Origin of the sequence: Geomonas paludis, from assembly GCF_014193585.1 — a bacterium.
GTDB classification, from domain to species: Bacteria; Desulfobacterota; Desulfuromonadia; order Geobacterales; family Geobacteraceae; genus Geomonas; species Geomonas paludis.
Map to the genome: position 1 here is coordinate 56462 of NZ_BLXY01000010.1, position 17651 is coordinate 74112.

18 protein-coding genes are annotated in these 17651 nt (G+C 62.7%); 17 read left to right on the top strand and 1 reads right to left on the bottom strand.

The window, feature by feature from the left end; genetic code table 11:
• The first annotated feature begins 93 nt into the window (after window positions 1-93).
• The 17 genes from H7687_RS17350 (at window position 94) to ptsP (ending at window position 16865) form a co-directional block, all read left to right on the top strand.
• Window positions 94-1527 carry a capsular polysaccharide export protein, LipB/KpsS family gene (locus H7687_RS17350; protein ID WP_183349748.1) on the top strand — a complete coding sequence of 478 codons (1434 nt, stop codon included), beginning with the start codon at window positions 94-96 and terminating at the stop codon, window positions 1525-1527.
• Window positions 1528-1666: 139 nt separating this feature from the next.
• The gene (locus H7687_RS17355) at window positions 1667-2677 is read left to right on the top strand and encodes an NAD-dependent epimerase (RefSeq protein WP_183349750.1); all 1011 of its coding nucleotides are present in this window, start codon (window positions 1667-1669) and stop codon (window positions 2675-2677) included.
• A 268-nt stretch (window positions 2678-2945) separates the two neighbouring features.
• Window positions 2946-3890, top strand: a complete 945-nt coding sequence (locus H7687_RS17360) for a GSU2086 family protein (protein ID WP_183349752.1) — start codon at window positions 2946-2948, stop codon at window positions 3888-3890.
• 65 nt (window positions 3891-3955) lie between these two features.
• Entirely contained in the window at window positions 3956-4321 is a 366-nt protein-coding gene (locus H7687_RS17365; protein ID WP_183349754.1) for a four helix bundle protein, read from the top strand.
• 110 nt (window positions 4322-4431) lie between these two features.
• Complete coding sequence (hldE, locus tag H7687_RS17370; protein WP_183349756.1) at window positions 4432-5895, top strand: bifunctional D-glycero-beta-D-manno-heptose-7-phosphate kinase/D-glycero-beta-D-manno-heptose 1-phosphate adenylyltransferase HldE; 1464 nt, start codon at window positions 4432-4434, stop codon at window positions 5893-5895.
• Window positions 5896-5968: 73 nt separating this feature from the next.
• Window positions 5969-7021, top strand: a complete 1053-nt coding sequence (gmd, locus tag H7687_RS17375; protein WP_183349758.1) for a GDP-mannose 4,6-dehydratase — start codon at window positions 5969-5971, stop codon at window positions 7019-7021.
• Complete coding sequence (gene fcl, locus H7687_RS17380) at window positions 7011-7940, top strand: GDP-L-fucose synthase (RefSeq protein WP_183349759.1); 930 nt, start codon at window positions 7011-7013, stop codon at window positions 7938-7940. The genes gmd and fcl overlap by 11 nt, the downstream gene beginning before the upstream one ends.
• 205 nt (window positions 7941-8145) lie before the next feature.
• Window positions 8146-8718 (top strand): LPS export ABC transporter periplasmic protein LptC, encoded by a 573-nt coding sequence (lptC, locus tag H7687_RS17385; protein ID WP_183349761.1) that lies wholly within the window; start codon window positions 8146-8148, stop codon window positions 8716-8718.
• Entirely contained in the window at window positions 8718-9209 is a 492-nt protein-coding gene (lptA, locus tag H7687_RS17390; RefSeq protein ID WP_183349763.1) for a lipopolysaccharide transport periplasmic protein LptA, read from the top strand. Before lptC ends, lptA begins: the two co-directional genes overlap by 1 nt.
• Window positions 9190-9927: an LPS export ABC transporter ATP-binding protein gene (gene lptB / locus H7687_RS17395; RefSeq protein WP_183349765.1), complete on the top strand. Its 738-nt coding sequence runs from the start codon at window positions 9190-9192 to the stop codon at window positions 9925-9927. The genes lptA and lptB overlap by 20 nt, the downstream gene beginning before the upstream one ends.
• 259 nt (window positions 9928-10186) lie before the next feature.
• A complete protein-coding gene (gene rpoN, locus H7687_RS17400) occupies window positions 10187-11734 on the top strand; it encodes an RNA polymerase factor sigma-54 (RefSeq protein ID WP_183349767.1) in 1548 nt (515 codons plus the stop codon).
• 62 nt (window positions 11735-11796) lie between these two features.
• The gene (gene hpf, locus H7687_RS17405; protein WP_183349769.1) at window positions 11797-12345 is read left to right on the top strand and encodes a ribosome hibernation-promoting factor, HPF/YfiA family; all 549 of its coding nucleotides are present in this window, start codon (window positions 11797-11799) and stop codon (window positions 12343-12345) included.
• A 149-nt stretch (window positions 12346-12494) separates the two neighbouring features.
• Window positions 12495-13445 carry an HPr(Ser) kinase/phosphatase gene (gene hprK, locus H7687_RS17410; protein ID WP_183349771.1) on the top strand — a complete coding sequence of 317 codons (951 nt, stop codon included), beginning with the start codon at window positions 12495-12497 and terminating at the stop codon, window positions 13443-13445.
• 1 nt (window position 13446) lies between these two features.
• Window positions 13447-14310 carry an RNase adapter RapZ gene (rapZ, locus tag H7687_RS17415; protein WP_183349772.1) on the top strand — a complete coding sequence of 288 codons (864 nt, stop codon included), beginning with the start codon at window positions 13447-13449 and terminating at the stop codon, window positions 14308-14310.
• Window positions 14307-14702, top strand: a complete 396-nt coding sequence (locus H7687_RS17420; RefSeq protein ID WP_183349774.1) for a PTS sugar transporter subunit IIA — start codon at window positions 14307-14309, stop codon at window positions 14700-14702. Before rapZ ends, H7687_RS17420 begins: the two co-directional genes overlap by 4 nt.
• 155 nt (window positions 14703-14857) lie before the next feature.
• Window positions 14858-15124 (top strand): HPr family phosphocarrier protein, encoded by a 267-nt coding sequence (locus H7687_RS17425; RefSeq protein ID WP_183349776.1) that lies wholly within the window; start codon window positions 14858-14860, stop codon window positions 15122-15124.
• Window positions 15105-16865: a phosphoenolpyruvate--protein phosphotransferase gene (gene ptsP, locus H7687_RS17430; RefSeq protein WP_183349777.1), complete on the top strand. Its 1761-nt coding sequence runs from the start codon at window positions 15105-15107 to the stop codon at window positions 16863-16865. The genes H7687_RS17425 and ptsP overlap by 20 nt, the downstream gene beginning before the upstream one ends.
• On the opposite strand, the gene H7687_RS17435 is transcribed toward ptsP, so the two are convergent.
• The gene (locus H7687_RS17435) at window positions 16862-17641 is read right to left on the bottom strand and encodes a phosphorylase family protein (RefSeq protein ID WP_183349779.1); all 780 of its coding nucleotides are present in this window, start codon (window positions 17639-17641) and stop codon (window positions 16862-16864) included. The two genes, ptsP and H7687_RS17435, sit on opposite strands and share 4 nt — an antisense overlap.
• Window positions 17642-17651 lie beyond the last annotated feature (10 nt).

The following is a 17651-nucleotide window of genomic DNA, read 5'->3' on the forward strand; positions in this document are numbered from 1 at the left end:
CGGCACGGCGTCGCGGACGATGCAACTTTCAGAAAGGGTTTTGAGATTATGGCAATGAGGCTCCTGTGCGTCTCCACATCTAAGAACACTAGCGTGATCTTGCAGAAGATCATGGACCAGTACAAGGACGAGATCGAGTTCCTGCTGCACGTCGGCGACAAGGACTCCGATCTCAAGGCCTCGTCCATGACCCGGATGACGAGGACCAGGGCGGTCGGCAAGACCCATGTCATGGACGGGCAGAAGTTCAACGGCCTGCTGCACTCGGTGATCACCCGGGACGACTTCGAGAAGGACATCTCCATTTTCATCGACCACCTGCATCGCAGGGACGAAAAGTTCTGCTATAAATCTCACAATCTGGCTTGCATGCAGGACTACCTGGATTATTACTACATCCTATTCGACGTCATGGCGGAGAAGGTCATCGAGAACAACATCACCCACATGCTGTTCTTCAACGTGCCGCACCTGGCCTACGACACCATCCTGTACCAGATCGGCAAGAGCCTCGGGCTGAAGATCGTCATCGTGACCCAGTCGCTGTTTCCGAACAAGTTCTTCTCCATGCCCTCCATGGACGCCTACGGCAGCTTCGAGCCCAAGAAGCACCAGGCGCCGCCGGCGCACATCGAGAAGAACAAGGAAATCGACCTCTTCTACATGAAGAACGTGAAGCAGGAGCAGGGGGAGACCGGCAAGATCACGGCCAAGGCCATCGGCCACATCCTCTCCTTCCTGGCCATCAAGAAACCGTCGTACCTTCTGAACCCCGTCAAGCTGTACGACATCCTGAAGCGCACCAACGATATCTACCGGCGGCTGCCCAAGTGGCGCGATCCCTTCGCACGGTTTTTCCATGTCAACGAGTTGGAGTACTTCGAGCACATCATCCAGTACGAGAAGGCCGAGTACGACCTGGACGTCCCCTTCGTCTACTTCCCGCTGCAACTGCAGCCGGAGATGACCACCTCGGCGCTGGGAGGGTACTTCCGGGACCAGGCGCTCGCCATCGAATGCCTGGCCAGCATCCTGCCGGATAACGTGAAGATCTACGTCAAGGAGAACCCGAAGCAGGGGGCGTACAACCGGGGACCGCTCTTCTACCACCGCCTGCGGCGCATCAAGAACGTGGTGGTGCTCCCGTCGTTCGCCAACACCCACACCCTGACCGACCGCTCCCTCTTCGTCTGCACCATCACCGGGACCGTGGGGTGGGAGGCTCTCATCAAGGGGAAGAAGGCGCTCATCTTCGGCAACACCTGGTACCAGTCCTTCCCGGGCGTGTTCAAGTACGGGGACGCTACCAGCTACGACGACATCATGAACTACCAGATCGACCACGCCGAACTGGAGCAGGCCTTCGGGGCGCTGCTTCACAAGTGCCACGACGGCGTGGTGGACCGGCACTACACCAAGCTGGTCCCCGACTACGACGCCGGGAAGAACGACGCAGGTGTCTGCCCGCTCCTGATGGACCTGCTGAGGGGCAAGGCCGAGTTCACCTTCAGCCCCCGCTCCGTGTAGGGGCGGAAACAGGCGCCGCCGCTTTGCCCGCGCGGCGCCTCGATGCCAAAAGCCGGCGCCAGATGCCGGCCTCCTGTTGCAGCCAGTACATATTTGCCATCCCAGAAATCTGGCCGCCCCCCGCGGCATAGGAGGAGTCATGAGGAAGATGCTGGTTACCGGTGCCGCCGGTTTCATCGGCTTTCACCTGAGCAAGAGACTTTTGGCCGCCGGCGTCGAAGTGGTCGGCCTGGACAACCTGAACGACTACTACGATGTCAACCTGAAGTACGGACGCCTGAAGCAGCTCGAAGAGACCCCCGGCTTCCGCTTCGTCAAGATGGAACTCTCCGACCGGGAGGGCATGGCCTCACTGTTCGAGCGCGAGCAGTTCGAGGTCGTCGTCAACCTCGCCGCCCAGGCCGGGGTGCGCTACTCCCTGATCAACCCCTACGCCTACGTGGATAGCAACCTCTCCGGTTTCATGAACATCCTGGAGGGGTGCCGCCACCACGGGGTCAAGCACCTGGTGTACGCCTCCTCCAGTTCGGTGTACGGCGCCAACACCGCCATGCCCTTCTCCGTGCATCACAACGTCGACCATCCGGTCTCGCTCTACGCCGCCACCAAGAAGGCCAACGAGCTGATGGCCCACACCTATTCGAGCCTCTACGGCATCCCCACCACCGGCCTGCGCTTCTTCACCGTCTACGGGCCGTGGGGGCGCCCGGACATGGCGCTCTTTTTGTTCACCAAGGCGATCCTCGAAGGGCGCCCCATCGACGTCTTCAACTACGGCAAGATGCAGCGCGACTTCACCTTCATCGACGACATCGTCGAAGGGGTCACCCGCGTCATCGACAACGTGCCGGCAAAAGACTCCACCTGGAGCGGCGCCCACCCCGACCCGGGCACCAGCTACGCCCCGTACAAGATCTACAACATCGGCAACAACAACCCGGTTGAGCTGCTGCGCTTCATCGAGGTGCTGGAAAAGGCCCTGGGCAAGGAAGCGCAGAAGAACCTGCTCCCGATCCAGGCCGGCGACGTTCCGGCCACCTATGCCGACGTCGACGACCTGATGCGGGATGTCGGCTTCCGTCCCGCCACCTCCATCGAGGACGGCATCAGCCGCTTCGTCGCCTGGTACCGCGAGTTCTACCGGCTCTAACCCTAGAGGGGACTTGTTCCGCTGAAGGGGACTGGCTCCGCCAGGTGCCTGTCCCCCTTGCTTTCGTTACCCTGTCAGCACGCTTTCAGGTTCCCTCTCCCTCCGGGAGAGGGTGCCCGGAGGGCGGGTGAGGGCTTTTTGAAGCTGGCATGCCCTCACCCTAACCCTCTCCCGGAGGGAGAGGGGATATGGACGTCTCTGGTGCAAACGCAGTAGCTCATCCGTCTCCACGCAGTTCTACCGCCAAAAAGCTGCAGAAAGGATCGCTGTGAAATACCGGCCACTCGATTTTTCTGGTGTCAGCACCTACCCGATAGCATCCCGTAAAAACAAGATGAACGTGCAGGAGCACTTCGCCAAACCGGTCAGGTCCGGCATGACCGTAGCCGAGCTCCTGGCCGCCATGCCCGACCAACTCGGCTCGCAGGCATTGAACGGCGTCATCGATGCCGTCGTTGCCGCCCGCGCCAAGGGGAAGCCCGTGGTCATGGCCATGGGGGGGCACGTCATCAAGTGCGGCCTGCAACCGGTGCTCAAATCCCTCATCGATGCCGACGTGATCACCGCCGTGGCGCTGAACGGCTCCGGTTCCATCCATGACTTCGAGATCGCCCTCATCGGCGCCACCAGCGAGGACGTCGGAGCCGTGCTCCACGCCGGCAGCTTCGGCATGGCCGAGGAGACCGGCGCCCAGATCAACGAGGCGCTGAAGCAGGGGGTCGCGCAGGGGCTCGGGCACGGCGAGTCATTGGGGCGGATGATCCTGGAGCGCGAGTTGCCCTATCGCGAGCAGAGCCTGATGGCCGCGTGCGTGCAGAAGGGGATCCCGGTCACCGTGCATGTCGCCATAGGCACCGACATCACCCATCAGCATCCCTCCGCCGACGGCGCCGTGTTCGGGGCCGCCAGTTTCACCGACTTCCAGATCTTCACCTCAGTCGTCTCCGAGCTCGGTGACGGCGGCGTCTATCTCAACATCGGCAGCGCGGTATTGTTGCCCGAAGTGTTCCTGAAGGCCCTTTCCATAGCGCAGAACCTGGGGCACCACGTCGACCGGTTCACCACCGCCAATTTCGACATGCAGCAGCATTACCGGCCGTTGGTCAACGTCGTCAAGCGCCCCACCTCCGGCGCCAGCCGCGGGTACACCGTCACCGGCCACCACGAGATCATGCTGCCGCTGTTGGCGGCAGGCATTTTGGATAGAATCTAAGCCGTTCAATGTTCAACGTTCGACGTTAACTTCTACACTGCTTTACCTGTACCGGAGGTGGCGACGTGAGAATACAGCGGTTCGAAGATGTTGATTCGTGGAAAGAAGCACGGCTGTTGGTACGCGAAATCTATCTGCATCTTGGCGGGTGCAGGGACTACGGATTTCGCGACCAGATTCAAAGAGCTGCCGTTTCGGTGATGTCCAACATTGCAGAAGGCTTTGATCGAGGCAGTAACAAAGAGTTTGTTCAATATCTCATTATCTCTCGTGGCTCTCTCTCAGAAGTCAAAAGCCTAGCGTATGCCGGACTCGACATCGGAGATCTTGATCAAAAGAACTTCGAGGCAGTGATGAAGCGCTGCAACAGAATAAGCAATATCCTAAACGGGTTCATCAGGTTCTTGAAGAGCAGCCAGCGCAAGGCCTAGGATTGGCATTGCCGGTTTTTCAATGGTACAACGTATTTTGCAGTAAAACTTTAGCCAGAGATGCCGATTGAACATTGAACGTTGAACGTTGAACGGCTTTAGGAGACTGCATGGATCGTAGAGAAGTAGAATCCCTTTTCGAACGCGCCGCCACCGTGCGCGCCCTGGTGGTGGGCGACCTGATGCTGGACGAATACCTGTGGGGGCGGGCGGAACGGATCTCGCCGGAGGCGCCGGTACAGGTGGTCGAGGTGGCGCGCGAGGACCTGCGCCTGGGGGGCGCGGGCAACGTGGTCAATAACCTCGCCGCCCTCGGCTGCCGGGTCTCGGTTGGCTCGGTCATCGGCACGGACGAAGACGGCCAACTCCTGCGCCACGCCCTGGTGGAGAAGGGCGCCGGGGTGGACGGCCTGGTCGAGGACCCGCAGCGCACCACCAGCAAGAAGACGCGCGTCATCGCGGCCAACCAGCAGATCGTCCGCATCGATCGGGAGATGCGCTCCTCGATCGGCGCCGCCAGCGAAAAGGCGCTGCTCGATTACCTCCTCACCCGTCTCTCCGAGTTCGACGTGGTGGTGGTCTCGGACTACCTGAAGGGCGTGCTGACCCCGGCGCTGCTCGACGCGCTCTGCCGCAAGGGGCGCGAACTGGGCGTGCCGGTGGTGGTCGACCCCAAGGGGGATGACTTCGCCAAGTACCGCGGCGCCACGGTGCTCACCCCCAACCGCAAGGAGGCGGAGGTCGCCTCGGGGACCGCCATCACCGACCAGGCCTCCCTGGAAGTGGCGGCCGGCAAGATCCTCTCCAACCTGGAACTGGACGCGCTCCTCATCACCCGCAGCGAGGCGGGCATGTCGCTCTTCCCGGCACAGGGGGAGGCGGTGCACATCCCGACCGTGGCCCGCGAGGTGTTCGACGTCACCGGCGCCGGCGATACCGTGATCTCGGTCCTCTCCCTGGGGCTTGCCTGCGGGCTCACCCTGGCGGACGCAGCCTGGGTGGCCAACGTGGCCGCCGGCATCGTGGTCGGCAAGCTGGGCACCTCCACGGTCTCGCCGCGCGAGATCATCGCGGAGGTCGGGCACTCCCTGCGCGACAGCGACTCGAAGATCAAGAACCTCGACGTCCTGGCCCACCTGGTGGCCCGGGAGCGCGCCCGCGGTAAAAAGGTGGTCTTCACTAACGGCTGCTTTGACCTCTTGCACGTGGGGCACGTGAAGTACCTGCAGAAGGCGCGGGAGTTGGGCGACCTCCTGGTGGTGGGGCTCAACACCGACGACTCGGTGCGCCGGCTCAAGGGGGAGGGGAGGCCGCTCATCGAGGAGACGGAACGGGCCCACATCCTGGCGGCCCTGGGGTGCGTGGACTACGTGGCGCTCTTCGACGAGGACACCCCGCTCAGGCTCATCGAAGCGCTGCGCCCGTCCATCCTGGTCAAGGGGGGGGACTACAGCATCGACCAGGTGGTGGGGCGCGAACTGGTCGAATCGATGGGGGGACGGGTCGAGCTGATCGAGTTCGTCGACGGCCGTTCCACCAGCCGCATCATCGACAAGATCCTCTCTTCCAAATAAACTTTCGGCGCCCCCGGTTGCCATACCGCCGCCGCATGCTATTCATTATTGGATCAAATTTAATGGAGGCCTCATGAAGAAGGCATTTATCACCGGCATTACCGGCCAGGACGGCTCCTACCTCGCGGAACTCCTGCTTTCCAAGGGGTACGAGGTGCACGGCATGATCCGCCGCTCCTCCTCCTTCAACACCGGCCGCATCGACCACATCTACCGCGACCCGCACGAGGCGGACACGCGTCTGTTCCTCCATTACGGCGACCTGAACGACGCCAGCTCCATCAACCGCCTGCTGCGGGAGATCCATCCCGACGAGATCTACAACCTGGGCGCCCAGAGCCACGTCCGCGTCTCCTTCGACGTCCCGGAGTACACCGGCGAGGTGGACGCCCTGGGGGCGGTGCGCATCCTGGAGGGGATCCAGGAGGCGGGGATCACGACCCGCTTCTACCAGGCCTCCTCTTCCGAACTGTACGGCAAGGTGCTGGAGACCCCCCAGCGGGAGACGACCCCCTTCTATCCCCGCTCCCCGTACGCCTGCGCCAAGGCCTATGCCTTCTACATCACGGTGAACTACCGGGAAAGCTACAACATGTTCGCCTGCAACGGCATCCTCTTCAACCACGAGTCCCCGCGCCGCGGCGAGACCTTCGTGACCAGGAAGATCACCCGCGCCGCCGCGCGCATGAAGCTTGGGCTGCAGGACCGGCTCTACCTGGGCAACCTCGACGCCAAGAGGGACTGGGGCTTTGCCGGCGATTACGTCGAGGCCATGTGGCGCATGCTCCAGGCGGACCGCCCCGACGACTACGTGGTGGCGACCGGCGAGACCCACAGCGTCAGGGAGTTCGCCGAGCAGGTGTTCGGCAGTCTGGGCATGGAGCTCTCCTGGCAAGGGAAGGGGGAGCAGGAGCAGGGGATCGACGTCAAAACGGGGAAGGTGCTGATCGAGATCGACCCGCGCTACTTCCGTCCCGCGGAGGTCGACCTCCTTTTGGGGGACGCCACCAAGGCCCGGCGCGAGCTCGGCTGGGAGCCGAAGACGAGCTTCGCGCAGCTGGTCAAGATGATGACCGAGGCTGATATGGCCACCGCCGAACGGGAGCTGAGAGCCGATGGAAAATAACGCCAAGATCTTCGTGGCCGGGCACCGCGGCCTGGTCGGCTCGGCCCTGGTGCGGGAGCTGGAGCGCCAGGGGTACCGGAACCTGGTGCTGCGCAAGAGCTCCGAGCTCGACCTGCGCGACCAGGCGGCGACCAGGGCCTTTTTCGAGGCCGAGCGCCCGGAGTACGTTTTCTTAGCTGCGGCCAAGGTGGGGGGCATCGTCGCCAACAACAGCTTCCCCGCCGACTTCATCTACGACAACCTGATGATCCAGAGCAACGTGCTGCATTCGAGCTACCTTGTCGGCGTTAAGAAGCTGCTACTCCTGGGGTCCACCTGCATCTACCCCAAGCTCGCGCCGCAGCCGATCAAGGAGGAGGCGCTGCTCACCGGCCCGCTGGAGCCGACCAACGAGCCCTACGCCATCGCCAAGATCGCCGGCATCAAGATGTGCCAGTCCTACAACCGCCAGTACGGGACCCGCTTCATCAGCGCCATGCCCACCAACCTCTACGGCCCCAACGACAACTTCGATCTCACCACGTCGCACGTCCTCCCCGCCCTGATCCGCAGGTTCCACGAGGCCAAGGAGGCCGGGGCGGAAAACGTCACCATCTGGGGCACCGGCACCCCGTACCGCGAATTCGTCCATGTGGACGACGTCGCCGGCGCCGCCTTCTTCCTGATGCAGCAGTACGAGGGGTGGGACCCGGTCAACGTCGGCAGCGGGCAGGAGCTCACCATCGCGGACCTGGCCCGCAGGATAGCGGCGGTGGTCGGCTTTGCCGGAGAGGTCCTCTTCGACACCTCCAAGCCCGACGGCACCCCCAGAAAGCTCAGCGACGTGAGCCGCATCCACGAGCTGGGGTGGCGCCATAAGATCGAGCTCGACCAGGGGCTCAGAGACACCTACGCCTGGTACCTCGCCAACCGCTGCTGATTCCGTTTCCTTTCCCGACACCTCCTCGCGCCGCCGGTCCCGTTTACAGCCGGGAACCGGCGGCGCATTTAAGCTGCCGAATTCTCATGAATAACTGTGTCAACCATGGTTTTGCGCCTTCTTCAATCTTTGTGCCAAAATTTTAGAACTGCACCAAAATGCGCTTTACAGTGAAATTCTTAGATGCTATACTTCCAGCGAAATCATGCATAACTTCAATAATTTCAAGCGATTCCTCGGCATCCTGGCAGTTGTTGCCTCCCTGTTGGTGATTGCCACCATAGTCTTCCGTATGCAGCAGGAAGTGGCCCCGAAGCTGTCGGTGCGCAAGCTTCCGCTCCAGGTGGATGTTTCCCTGCAAAATTTCCATTACACGGAAACCAAACAGGGCATCAAACGCTGGGAGCTCAGCGCCGAGCGGGCCGACTATAACAAGCAGGCCGACATCTCCTACCTCTCCCGCGTCCGCATGGTGGTGCATGGGGCGGGAGGGCTCGGCGAGTTGGTGATAACGGCCGACCGCGGCGAGTACCGCAACGGGACCCGGGACATCGCCCTGGTCGGCAACGTGCAGGGGAAAAGCAGCAAGGGGTACGGGTTCTCGGCCCCCCGCGTCAACTACGTCGCGGCGCGCAGCATGCTGCAGACATCGGAGCGGGTAAGGTTGACGGACATCGGAAGCGAGTTGGAAGGGACAGGTATGGAGTACTACACGCAGACTCGGAAGTTCAGGTTGTTGAAGGATGTAAGCGCCGTGTACCGGCAGGGGGGGAAGTGATGCGCCGTATGGTCTCCTGTCTTGCTCTGTTGCTTGCCCTGGCGACGGCGGGCTACGCCGCGCAGGGCTCGAACAATAAAGAGCCTTTAAAGATAAAGTCGGACACGCTCAATACCGATAACGAGAAGAAGACGGCAATCTTCGAGGGGAAGGTGGTCGCCCGCCAGGGTGACATGACCCTGTACACGGACCGTCTGGTGGTCAGCTACAACGGCCCCAACAACGAGGTGTCGCAGGTCGAGGCGTTCGGCAACGTGCGCATCGTGCAGGAAGAGCGCCAGGCGACAGGCGCCCACGGGGTCTACGATCCCAAGCTGGCGCGCATCATCCTGGACGGCAACCCCAAGGTGGTCTCGGGCGAGGACGTGGTGACCGGCAGGATCATCACCTACTACGTCAACGAGCAGAAGAGCGTGGTTACCAGCGGCCCGAAGGAACGGGTGGAAGCGGTCATCCATCCGGGAGGAAAGAATGTCGGTGCCAAGCCGTAGCACCCTCTACACCAAGGGGCTTCAGAAGGGTTACAACAAGCGCATGGTGGTGAAGGGGGTGGACCTGGAGATCTCCTCGGGCGAGGTGATTGGCCTCCTCGGCCCCAACGGCGCCGGCAAGACCACCACCTTCTACATGGTGGTGGGGTTGACCCGTCCCGACCTGGGGCAGGTCTTCCTGAACGACGAACCGATCACGGGGCTCCCCATGTACCAGAGGGCGCGCCGCGGCATCAGTTACCTGCCGCAGGAACCGTCGGTGTTCCGCCGCCTCACCGTGAGGGAGAACCTCCTGGCCGTGCTGGAGACCATGGAGCTGGAGCCGGTGCGGCGCAGGGAGCGGGTGGAGGAGCTGCTGGCCGAATTCCGCGTCGAGCACATCGCCGGGAGCCGCGGCTACGCCCTTTCCGGCGGGGAAAGGCGCCGCGTCGAGATCGCCCGGGCCCTGGCCACCGACCCGAGCTTCATCCTGCTGGACGAGCCCTTCGCCGGCATCGACCCGATCGCGGTGATCGACATTCAGAACATCATCCGTGCACTGAAGGAGAAGGGGCTGGGGGTGCTGATCTCCGACCACAACGTGCGCGAGACCCTCGGGGTCTGCGACAAGGCCTACATCATGAACGCCGGCGAGGTGCTCGAGGTGGGCGATCCGGTCCAGATTTCCCAGAGCAAAAAGGCGCGGGAGATCTATCTGGGAGACAAGTTCAGGCTGTAAAGAAAAAAGACGTTCTATGTTCTAGGTTCTACGTTCTACGTTAAAATGCAAACCACCAGTCGCCAAAGTTCGTGGCTTGCGCTATAATGAGAACAAAGAGAACAGCAGCTCCATGAACATCAGAAAGTTCATTTCTCACACAGCACGCAACCTCGTCAATTACACGGTTGATCAACAGGTTCCCGGTTTTCAACGTAGAACATAGAACGTAGAACGTAGAACGGTTTTCAAGTTGGTTTTCAAGGGTTTGTGAGGACTTATGGCAATTGAGATGCGCCAGCAGATGAAAATGAGTCAGCAACTGGTGATGACCCCCCAGTTGCAGCAGGCCATCAAGCTGCTTCAGCTCTCCCGGCTGGAGTTGCAGGACGTAGTGCGGCAGGAACTGGAGGAAAATCCCATCCTGGACGAGGTGATCGAACAGGAGGAGATCCGCGAGCCCGAACAGCTCGAACTGCGCGAGAAGGAAGCGGAGCCGGAGACCGCCGCCAGCGACTTCCAGGAGGTCCGTGCCGGCGAAGAGACCCGGGACACCGACTGGGATTCCTACATCGACGGCTACAACTACAGTTCCGGCGAGCAGTACTACGACGACGAGGACCGCCCCTCCTTTGAAAACCTCCTTACCAAGAAATCCACCCTGTTCGACCACCTGCTCTGGCAGCTGAGCCTCACCCGTCTCACCGAGCGCGAGATGGCGGTCGGGGCCGAGATCATCGGCAACATCGACGAGGACGGCTACCTGCGCGCAACGCTGGAGGACATCGCCTCGGCCTGCGTCCAGGTGAGCCCCTTCCGCGAAGAGGCCCTGGAGTGGGCCGGGCTTGCCGCCGACGCCCCCGAAGAGCAGAGCGCCGAGGCGGCCGACGGTTTCGCCGAGAGCGTGCTGACGCCGCTGGTCGAGGGGGTCCTGAAGCGGATCCAGGAGTTCGACCCGGTCGGCGTGGGCGCCCGTGACCTGCGCGAGTGCCTGCTGATCCAGGTGGCGAGCCTGGGCATGTCCGGGAGCCTGGTCGAGGCGCTCCTGCGCGACCACCTGAAGGACCTGGAGAGCCACAAGTACAAGCAGGCGGCCAAGGTGCTCGGGGTGGACGTGAACGACATCCTGGCTGCCACCCGCATCATCGCCGAGCTCGACCCCAAGCCGGGCCGGGTCTTCGGCAGCGACGACGTGCAGTACATCTCCGCCGACATCTTCGTGCACAAGGTGGGCGACGAGTACGTGGTGATGCTCAACGACGAGGGGATGCCCAACCTGAGGATCAACCCGATCTACGCCCCCGACACCAAGAGCACCCGCCAGGTGGACAAGGTGGCCGAGGATTACATCGGCGAGAAGATGCGCTCGGCCATCTGGCTCATCAAGAGCATCCAGCAGCGCCAGCGCACCATCTTCAAGGTGGCGAAAAGCATCGTCAAGTTCCAGCGCGACTTCCTGGACCGCGGCATCGAGCACCTGCGCCCGCTGGTGCTGCGCGACATCGCCGAGGACATCGGCATGCACGAGTCCACCATCAGCCGCGTCACCACCAACAAGTACATGCAGACCCCCCAGGGGCTCTTCGAGCTGAAGTACTTCTTCAACTCGGGGATCTCCACCGGCGAGGGGGATTTCATCGCCTCCGAGAGCGTCAAGAGCAAGATCAAGGATCTGGTGGACAACGAGGATCCCAAGCGCCCCTACTCGGACCAGCGCCTGGCGGAGCTCCTCTCCGACCACAACATCGTCATCGCGCGGCGCACCGTCACCAAGTACCGCGAGATGCTCCGCATCGGCTCGTCCTCGGAGCGCAAGAAGCATTTCTAAACGCGGACACCGCCCACGGGCGGGCGCTTCGCGTGTATTGACAATAAAGGGAGGTACTTCGTATGCAGATAACCACGACTTTCAGGCACATGGAACCGAGCGAAGCGCTGAAGAGCTACGCAGAGGAGAAGCTGGACCGGGTTAAGAAATATATAGACGAGCCGATTGTCGTCCAGGTATTTTTGACCGTTGAGAAGATCCGTCACATGGCCGAAGTGACCATCAACGCCAAGGGGATCACCATCAAGGCCGCGGAAGAGACCAACGACATGTACGCCTCCATCGACGCCGTATCCGACAAGATCGAGCGCCAGCTGCGCCGCTTCAAGGAGCGCATCAAGGCCCACAAGCCGGCCTCCGACGCACGCGAGCGCCAGGTGCAGAAGGCGATCGTCCAGGCCCAGGGGATCGAGGAAGGGACCCAGGCGCCGGTCATCATCAAGACCAAGAGCTTCACCATGAAACCGATGTCCGTCGAGGAAGCGGTGATGCAGATGGAACTGCTGCACAAGGACTTCCTGGTCTACACCGAGTCCTCCACCGAAACCATCAACGTGGTGTATCGCAGGAAAGACGGCAACTACGGCCTGATCTCCCCGGAGAACCCGTAACGCTCTTTTGAGCTGAAAAAAGAACCCGGAGCCCCAGTCCCGGGTTGAAAAAGCGGATGGGAGGCGTCCCCGTGGCGCCTCCCATCGCGATAACGGCCCCTTCTGGGGCTGTTCGCGTGCACGGGGGAAAGGTCGCAGCATTGACAAGCATGAGCCTCAGCATCAAGGACCTGTTGGAAGACAAGGCGTACGGCCTGGACCTGCAGCTGCTGTGCGGTGAAGAGGGCCTCTCCAACCGGCTCTACTCCTCCCGCATCCAGAAGCCGGGCCTGGCCCTCACCGGCTACACGGAGCACCTGCATCCGGACCGGGTCCAGGTGCTGGGCAACACCGAGATCTCCTACTTAAGCCAGATCCCCGAAGAGGTGGGCGCACGGCACATCGAGAAGCTGTGCAGCTACCCCATCGCCTGCTTCATCGTCACCAAGGGGCTGGATCCCCCCGAGTTCCTGAAGCGCAGCGCCCAGGCAGCCGGCATCCCGCTTCTGGTGACCCACCACCAGTCCTCCACCTTCATCAGCCTGATCACGAAGTTCCTCGAAGAGAGCCTGCTCCCCTCGACCCATATCCACGGCGTGCTGGTCGACGTCCTCGGCGTGGGGGTGCTCCTTCTGGGCAAGAGCGGCATCGGCAAGAGCGAGTGCGCACTCGACCTCGTCATCCGCGGGCACCGCCTGGTGGCCGACGACGTGATCCACATCAAGAAGAAGATGCCGGCGGCGCTGGTGGGACAGGCGGGGGAGACCATCCAGTACCACATGGAGATCCGCGGCCTGGGCATCATCAACATCAAGGACCTGTACGGGGTCTCCTCCATCCGAGAGAAGAAGATCATCGACATGGTCCTGGAGCTCATGGAGTGGGACGCGAACCAGGAATACGAGCGGCTGGGGATCGACGAACCGGTCAAGACCATCCTGGGCGTGGACCTGCCGCACGTGAAGATACCGGTCCGCCCGGGCCGGAACCTGACCTCGATCATCGAGGTGGCCGCCAGGAACTTCCTGCTGAAGGGGATGGGATACCATTCAGCCCGCGAGTTCCACGAGAAGCTCCTGGCCCGCCTGGAGTTCCGTCCCCTGGGCAACGAGGTGGAATAGCATGCGCATCGTCATCATAACCGGCCTGTCCGGCTCGGGAAAATCGACGGCGGTGAAGGCGCTGGAGGACGAAGGCTTCTTCTGCCTGGACAACCTGCCGGTCTCCCTGGTGAGCACCTTCATCGAACTGGTGGAGCACTCCCGCGAGGACATCAAGGACGTGGCCCTGGTCATGGACATCAGGAGCCGCGACTTCATAAAAGGGTACGACCAGGTGTTCCAGGCCATCGCCTCGGCCGGGCACAGCGTCAAGATCTTCTACTTCGACGCCACCGACGAGGTGCTGATCCGGCGCTTCTCCGAGACCCGCCGCCGCCATCCCGCGCTGGAAGGGGCGAGCGTTCCGGAGGGGATCCGCTTCGAGCGCGACCAGCTGGCGGGCCTCAGGCGCATCGCCACCGCCATCATCGACACCTCGGAGATGAACGTGCACCGTCTCAAGGAGGTGGTGATCGGGCTGGTCAAGGGGGGCGAGGGGGCCCTGGAGATGCAGGTGAACCTGCAGTCCTTCGGCTTCCGCTACGGGCTCCCCCTGGAGAGCGACCTGGTCATGGACGTGCGCTTTCTCCCCAACCCGTACTTCGTGCCCGAGCTGCGCCACTACTCGGGCCTGGAACCGGGGGTGCGCGATTACGTCCTCAAGCAGAAGGAGACCGTCGTGTTCCTGGAACGTTTCCGGGACATGCTGGAGTTCCTGCTGCCGGGGTACCGCAGGGAAGGGAAGTCCTACCTCTCGGTTTCCATCGGCTGCACCGGCGGCAGGCACCGCTCGGTGGCCATCGCAGAAGAGCTGTACCACTACTTCCGGCAGCGGAACGTGAACATAAAAATTTCCCACAGGGATATAGAGAAGGGGCTGGGATGATAGGACTGCTTTTGGTAGCACACGCCGGCGTGGCCAACGAGCTTTTGACCGCGGCGGAGATGATAGTAGGAAAGCTGGAACTGGCCGAGGCCGTGGGGATCGCTCACGACGCATCGGCCGCGGACGTCATGAACGCCATCAAGGAGGCCGTGGCGCGCGTTTCCGGCGACGGGGCCATCATCATGACCGACATGTTCGGCGGCACCCCGTCCAACATGAGCATCTCCTTTCTGCAGGAAGGGAAGGTCGAGGTGCTGACCGGGGTGAACCTCCCGATGCTGATCCGCTTCACCCAGGAGCGCAACCGCTGCGGCGTCGCGGAACTGGCCCTGAAGCTCAAGGAGAGCGCGCAGGAAGGGATCACGGTAGCCGGCGACTTTTTGAAAAAGTAAGCAAAAGGAGGGTTTACCCGCCGAAGCCTTGGCGAAGACCCTGAAAAAGTAACAAAGGGAGGGTTTACCCGCCGAAGCCTTGGCGAAGCCCCTGAAAAAGTAACAAAGGGAGGGTTTACCCGCCGAAGCCTTGGCGAAGGCGGGTAAGTGCACATATGATAGAAGGCGAATTCGTAATACCGAACAAGCTGGGGCTGCACGCCCGGGCCAGCGCGCTCCTGGTGAAGACCTCCAGCGGTTTCTCCTCCGAGATCAGGATCGAGCGCGAGGGGGTCGAGGTGAACGGCAAGAGCATCATGGGGATCATGATGCTGGCGGCGGCCAAGGGGAGCACCATCACCCTCAAGGTCGAAGGTGCGGACGAGGTCGAGGCCTACGCCGCAATCGGGGAGCTGATCCGGAATGGATTCGGAGAAGAGTGAGTCGAGACAGCTGAACGGGATCGGCGCCTCCGCCGGGATCGCCATCGGCCAGGTCCGCATCACCGACCGGCGCCGGGTGGCAGTGACCGAGGTGCTGGTGGCCAACGAGGAGATCCCGGGGGAACTGGACCGGTTCACCAGGGCCATCGAGCGCGCCAAGGGGGAACTGTTCGCCCTGCGTGAGCAACTCACCGCCACCCACGGTCCCGAGCACCTCTGCGTCATCGACGCCCACCTGATGCTCCTGGACGACACCATGCTGGTCGGCGAGACCACGCAGTACATCGAGCGGCTCGGCATCAACGCCGAGGGGGCGTTGAAAAGGACCCTGGGGCGCTTCAAGGCCTTCTTCGACGGGGTGGACGACGAGTACCTGCGTGAGCGCGGCAGCGACGTCGAGACCGTGGTCGAACGCGTGCTGCGGCACATGGTGGGGCAGAAACAGGAGCCCCTGGACAACATCGAGGGGAAGGTGATCGTGGTGGCCCACGACCTCTCCCCGGCCGACATCCTGCAGATCGACAAGAACAAGGTGATGGGCTTCATCACCGACCTCGGGGGGAAGACCTCCCATTCCTCCATCCTGGCGCGGGCCTTCGAGGTCCCCGCGGTGGTGGGGTTGGAGCGCGTCACGGCTGAGGTCCGCGAAGGGGACACCCTGATCATCGACGGCGCCACCGGCGTGGTCATCGTCAACCCCGGGGCGGAGGAATTCAGGGAGTACCTGCAGAAGAAGCAGCGCTACGAGTACGTGGAGCGGGAGCTGCTGAAGCTGCGCGACCTGCCGGCCCAGACCCTGGACGGGCACCGCATGCGCCTCAAGGGGAACGTGGAGTTCATCGAGGAGGTCGCCTCGGTGCACAAGCACGGCGGCGAGGGGATCGGCCTGTACCGCACCGAGATGCTCTTTTTCAACCGCAGCAAGCTCCCCACCGAAGAGGAGCAGTTCGAGGCCTACTCGGCGCTGGTGAAGAAAATGGCGCCGCAGCCGGTGACCATCAGGACCCTCGACATCGGCGGCGACAAGTGCCTCACCGACCTGGACCTTTCCGACGAGATGAACCCGGCGCTGGGGGTGCGGGCGATCCGCCTCTCGTTGCGCCAGCCCGAGGCCTTCAAGGCGCAGCTGCGCGCCATCCTGAGGGCGAGCGCCTTCGGGGAGGTGAAGCTCTTCTTCCCCATGGTATCCGGCGTGGCCGAGGTGCGGGCCGCCAAGGCGATCCTGGATGAGGTGAAGGAGGAGTTGCGCGGCAAGCACGCTTTCGACGAGAAGGTGCAGGTGGGCATCATGATCGAGATTCCGTCCGCCGTGGTCATCGCCGACCTCCTGGCGGCGGAGGTCGACTTCTTCAGCGTCGGCACCAACGACCTGATCCAGTACACGCTGGCCATCGACCGCACCAACGAGCACCTCTCCTCGCTGTTCCAGCCGCTGCACCCGGCCGTGCTCCGCTCGCTGAAGACCATCGTCGACGCAGCCCACAATGCCGGGATCGAGGCCTCCATCTGCGGCGAGATGGCCGCGGACCCGGAGTACCTCCCCATCCTCCTGGGGCTTGGTTACGACGAGCTGTCCATGAACGCGGTCTCCATCCCGCGGGTCAAGAAGATCCTGCGTCGCTGCACCGTGCAGGAGGCGCGCGAGGTGGCCCGGAAGGCCCTGAGCTTTGCCACCGCCGCCGAGGCGGACGCCTATTTGAAAGGGGAGATCGCCGCCCGTTTCTCCGAGAGCTTCGACTAGGGCTGGGGCTGCCGGGTCAGCGCCTGCAGCGCGAGCTCGACGGCCAGCGCCAGCCGTTTCCCCGCCCTGCGTGAGTTCCCCGCCAGCCTGATCAATTGTGGAATCAAGTACGGCCGCTTTGCGATGGTCCAGGCCACCCGCCAGGGGACCAGGTGCAGGTCGGCATCGCAGAATTCCTCGATGGCAAACCCGAGTTCCTCGTCGGCCGCGTCGCTCACCCCCCGGATCGCCACCAGCGGTATCCCCGCAGACTGTGCCTGTTCCAGTACCGCCGCCGTCTCCATTTCGAGCAGCGGCAGCGGCGTGCTCCCCCCCAGACGGCTCGCCATCTCGGTCTTGTTCCTGATGCCGCAGGCGGTGATGAAACCTCCGCGCCGCAACTGCACCCCGACCTTGGCACTGTAGTCCTGCACCAGGGACGCCAGGGCGGCGTCGGGCTGCGGGAGTTCACCCAGGCCCTCCTGGTCCAGACGGAAGACCCGGTCCGCCAGCACCAGTTCGCCGACCTCCAGGCCGGCCAGGACGGCGCCGCCGAAACCGAAATTGAGGATGGCGCCCGGGGCCGCGTGCCGGATCAGCGCCCTGGTCGCCGCCGCGGCCTGAGCCGGTCCCATCCCGGACTCGATCAGGTAGACCAGGCTGCCGTTCACGGGGAAGCGGTACAGGTTGCGCCCGTCGATGTTGCCCCGGGCGTATCCCTTTATGCGCGCCAGCACCGGCGCAATCTCCTGGGGCATGGCAGCGACCACACCCAGGCTTTTGTTTTCCTTGGCCATTTTGGTTCTC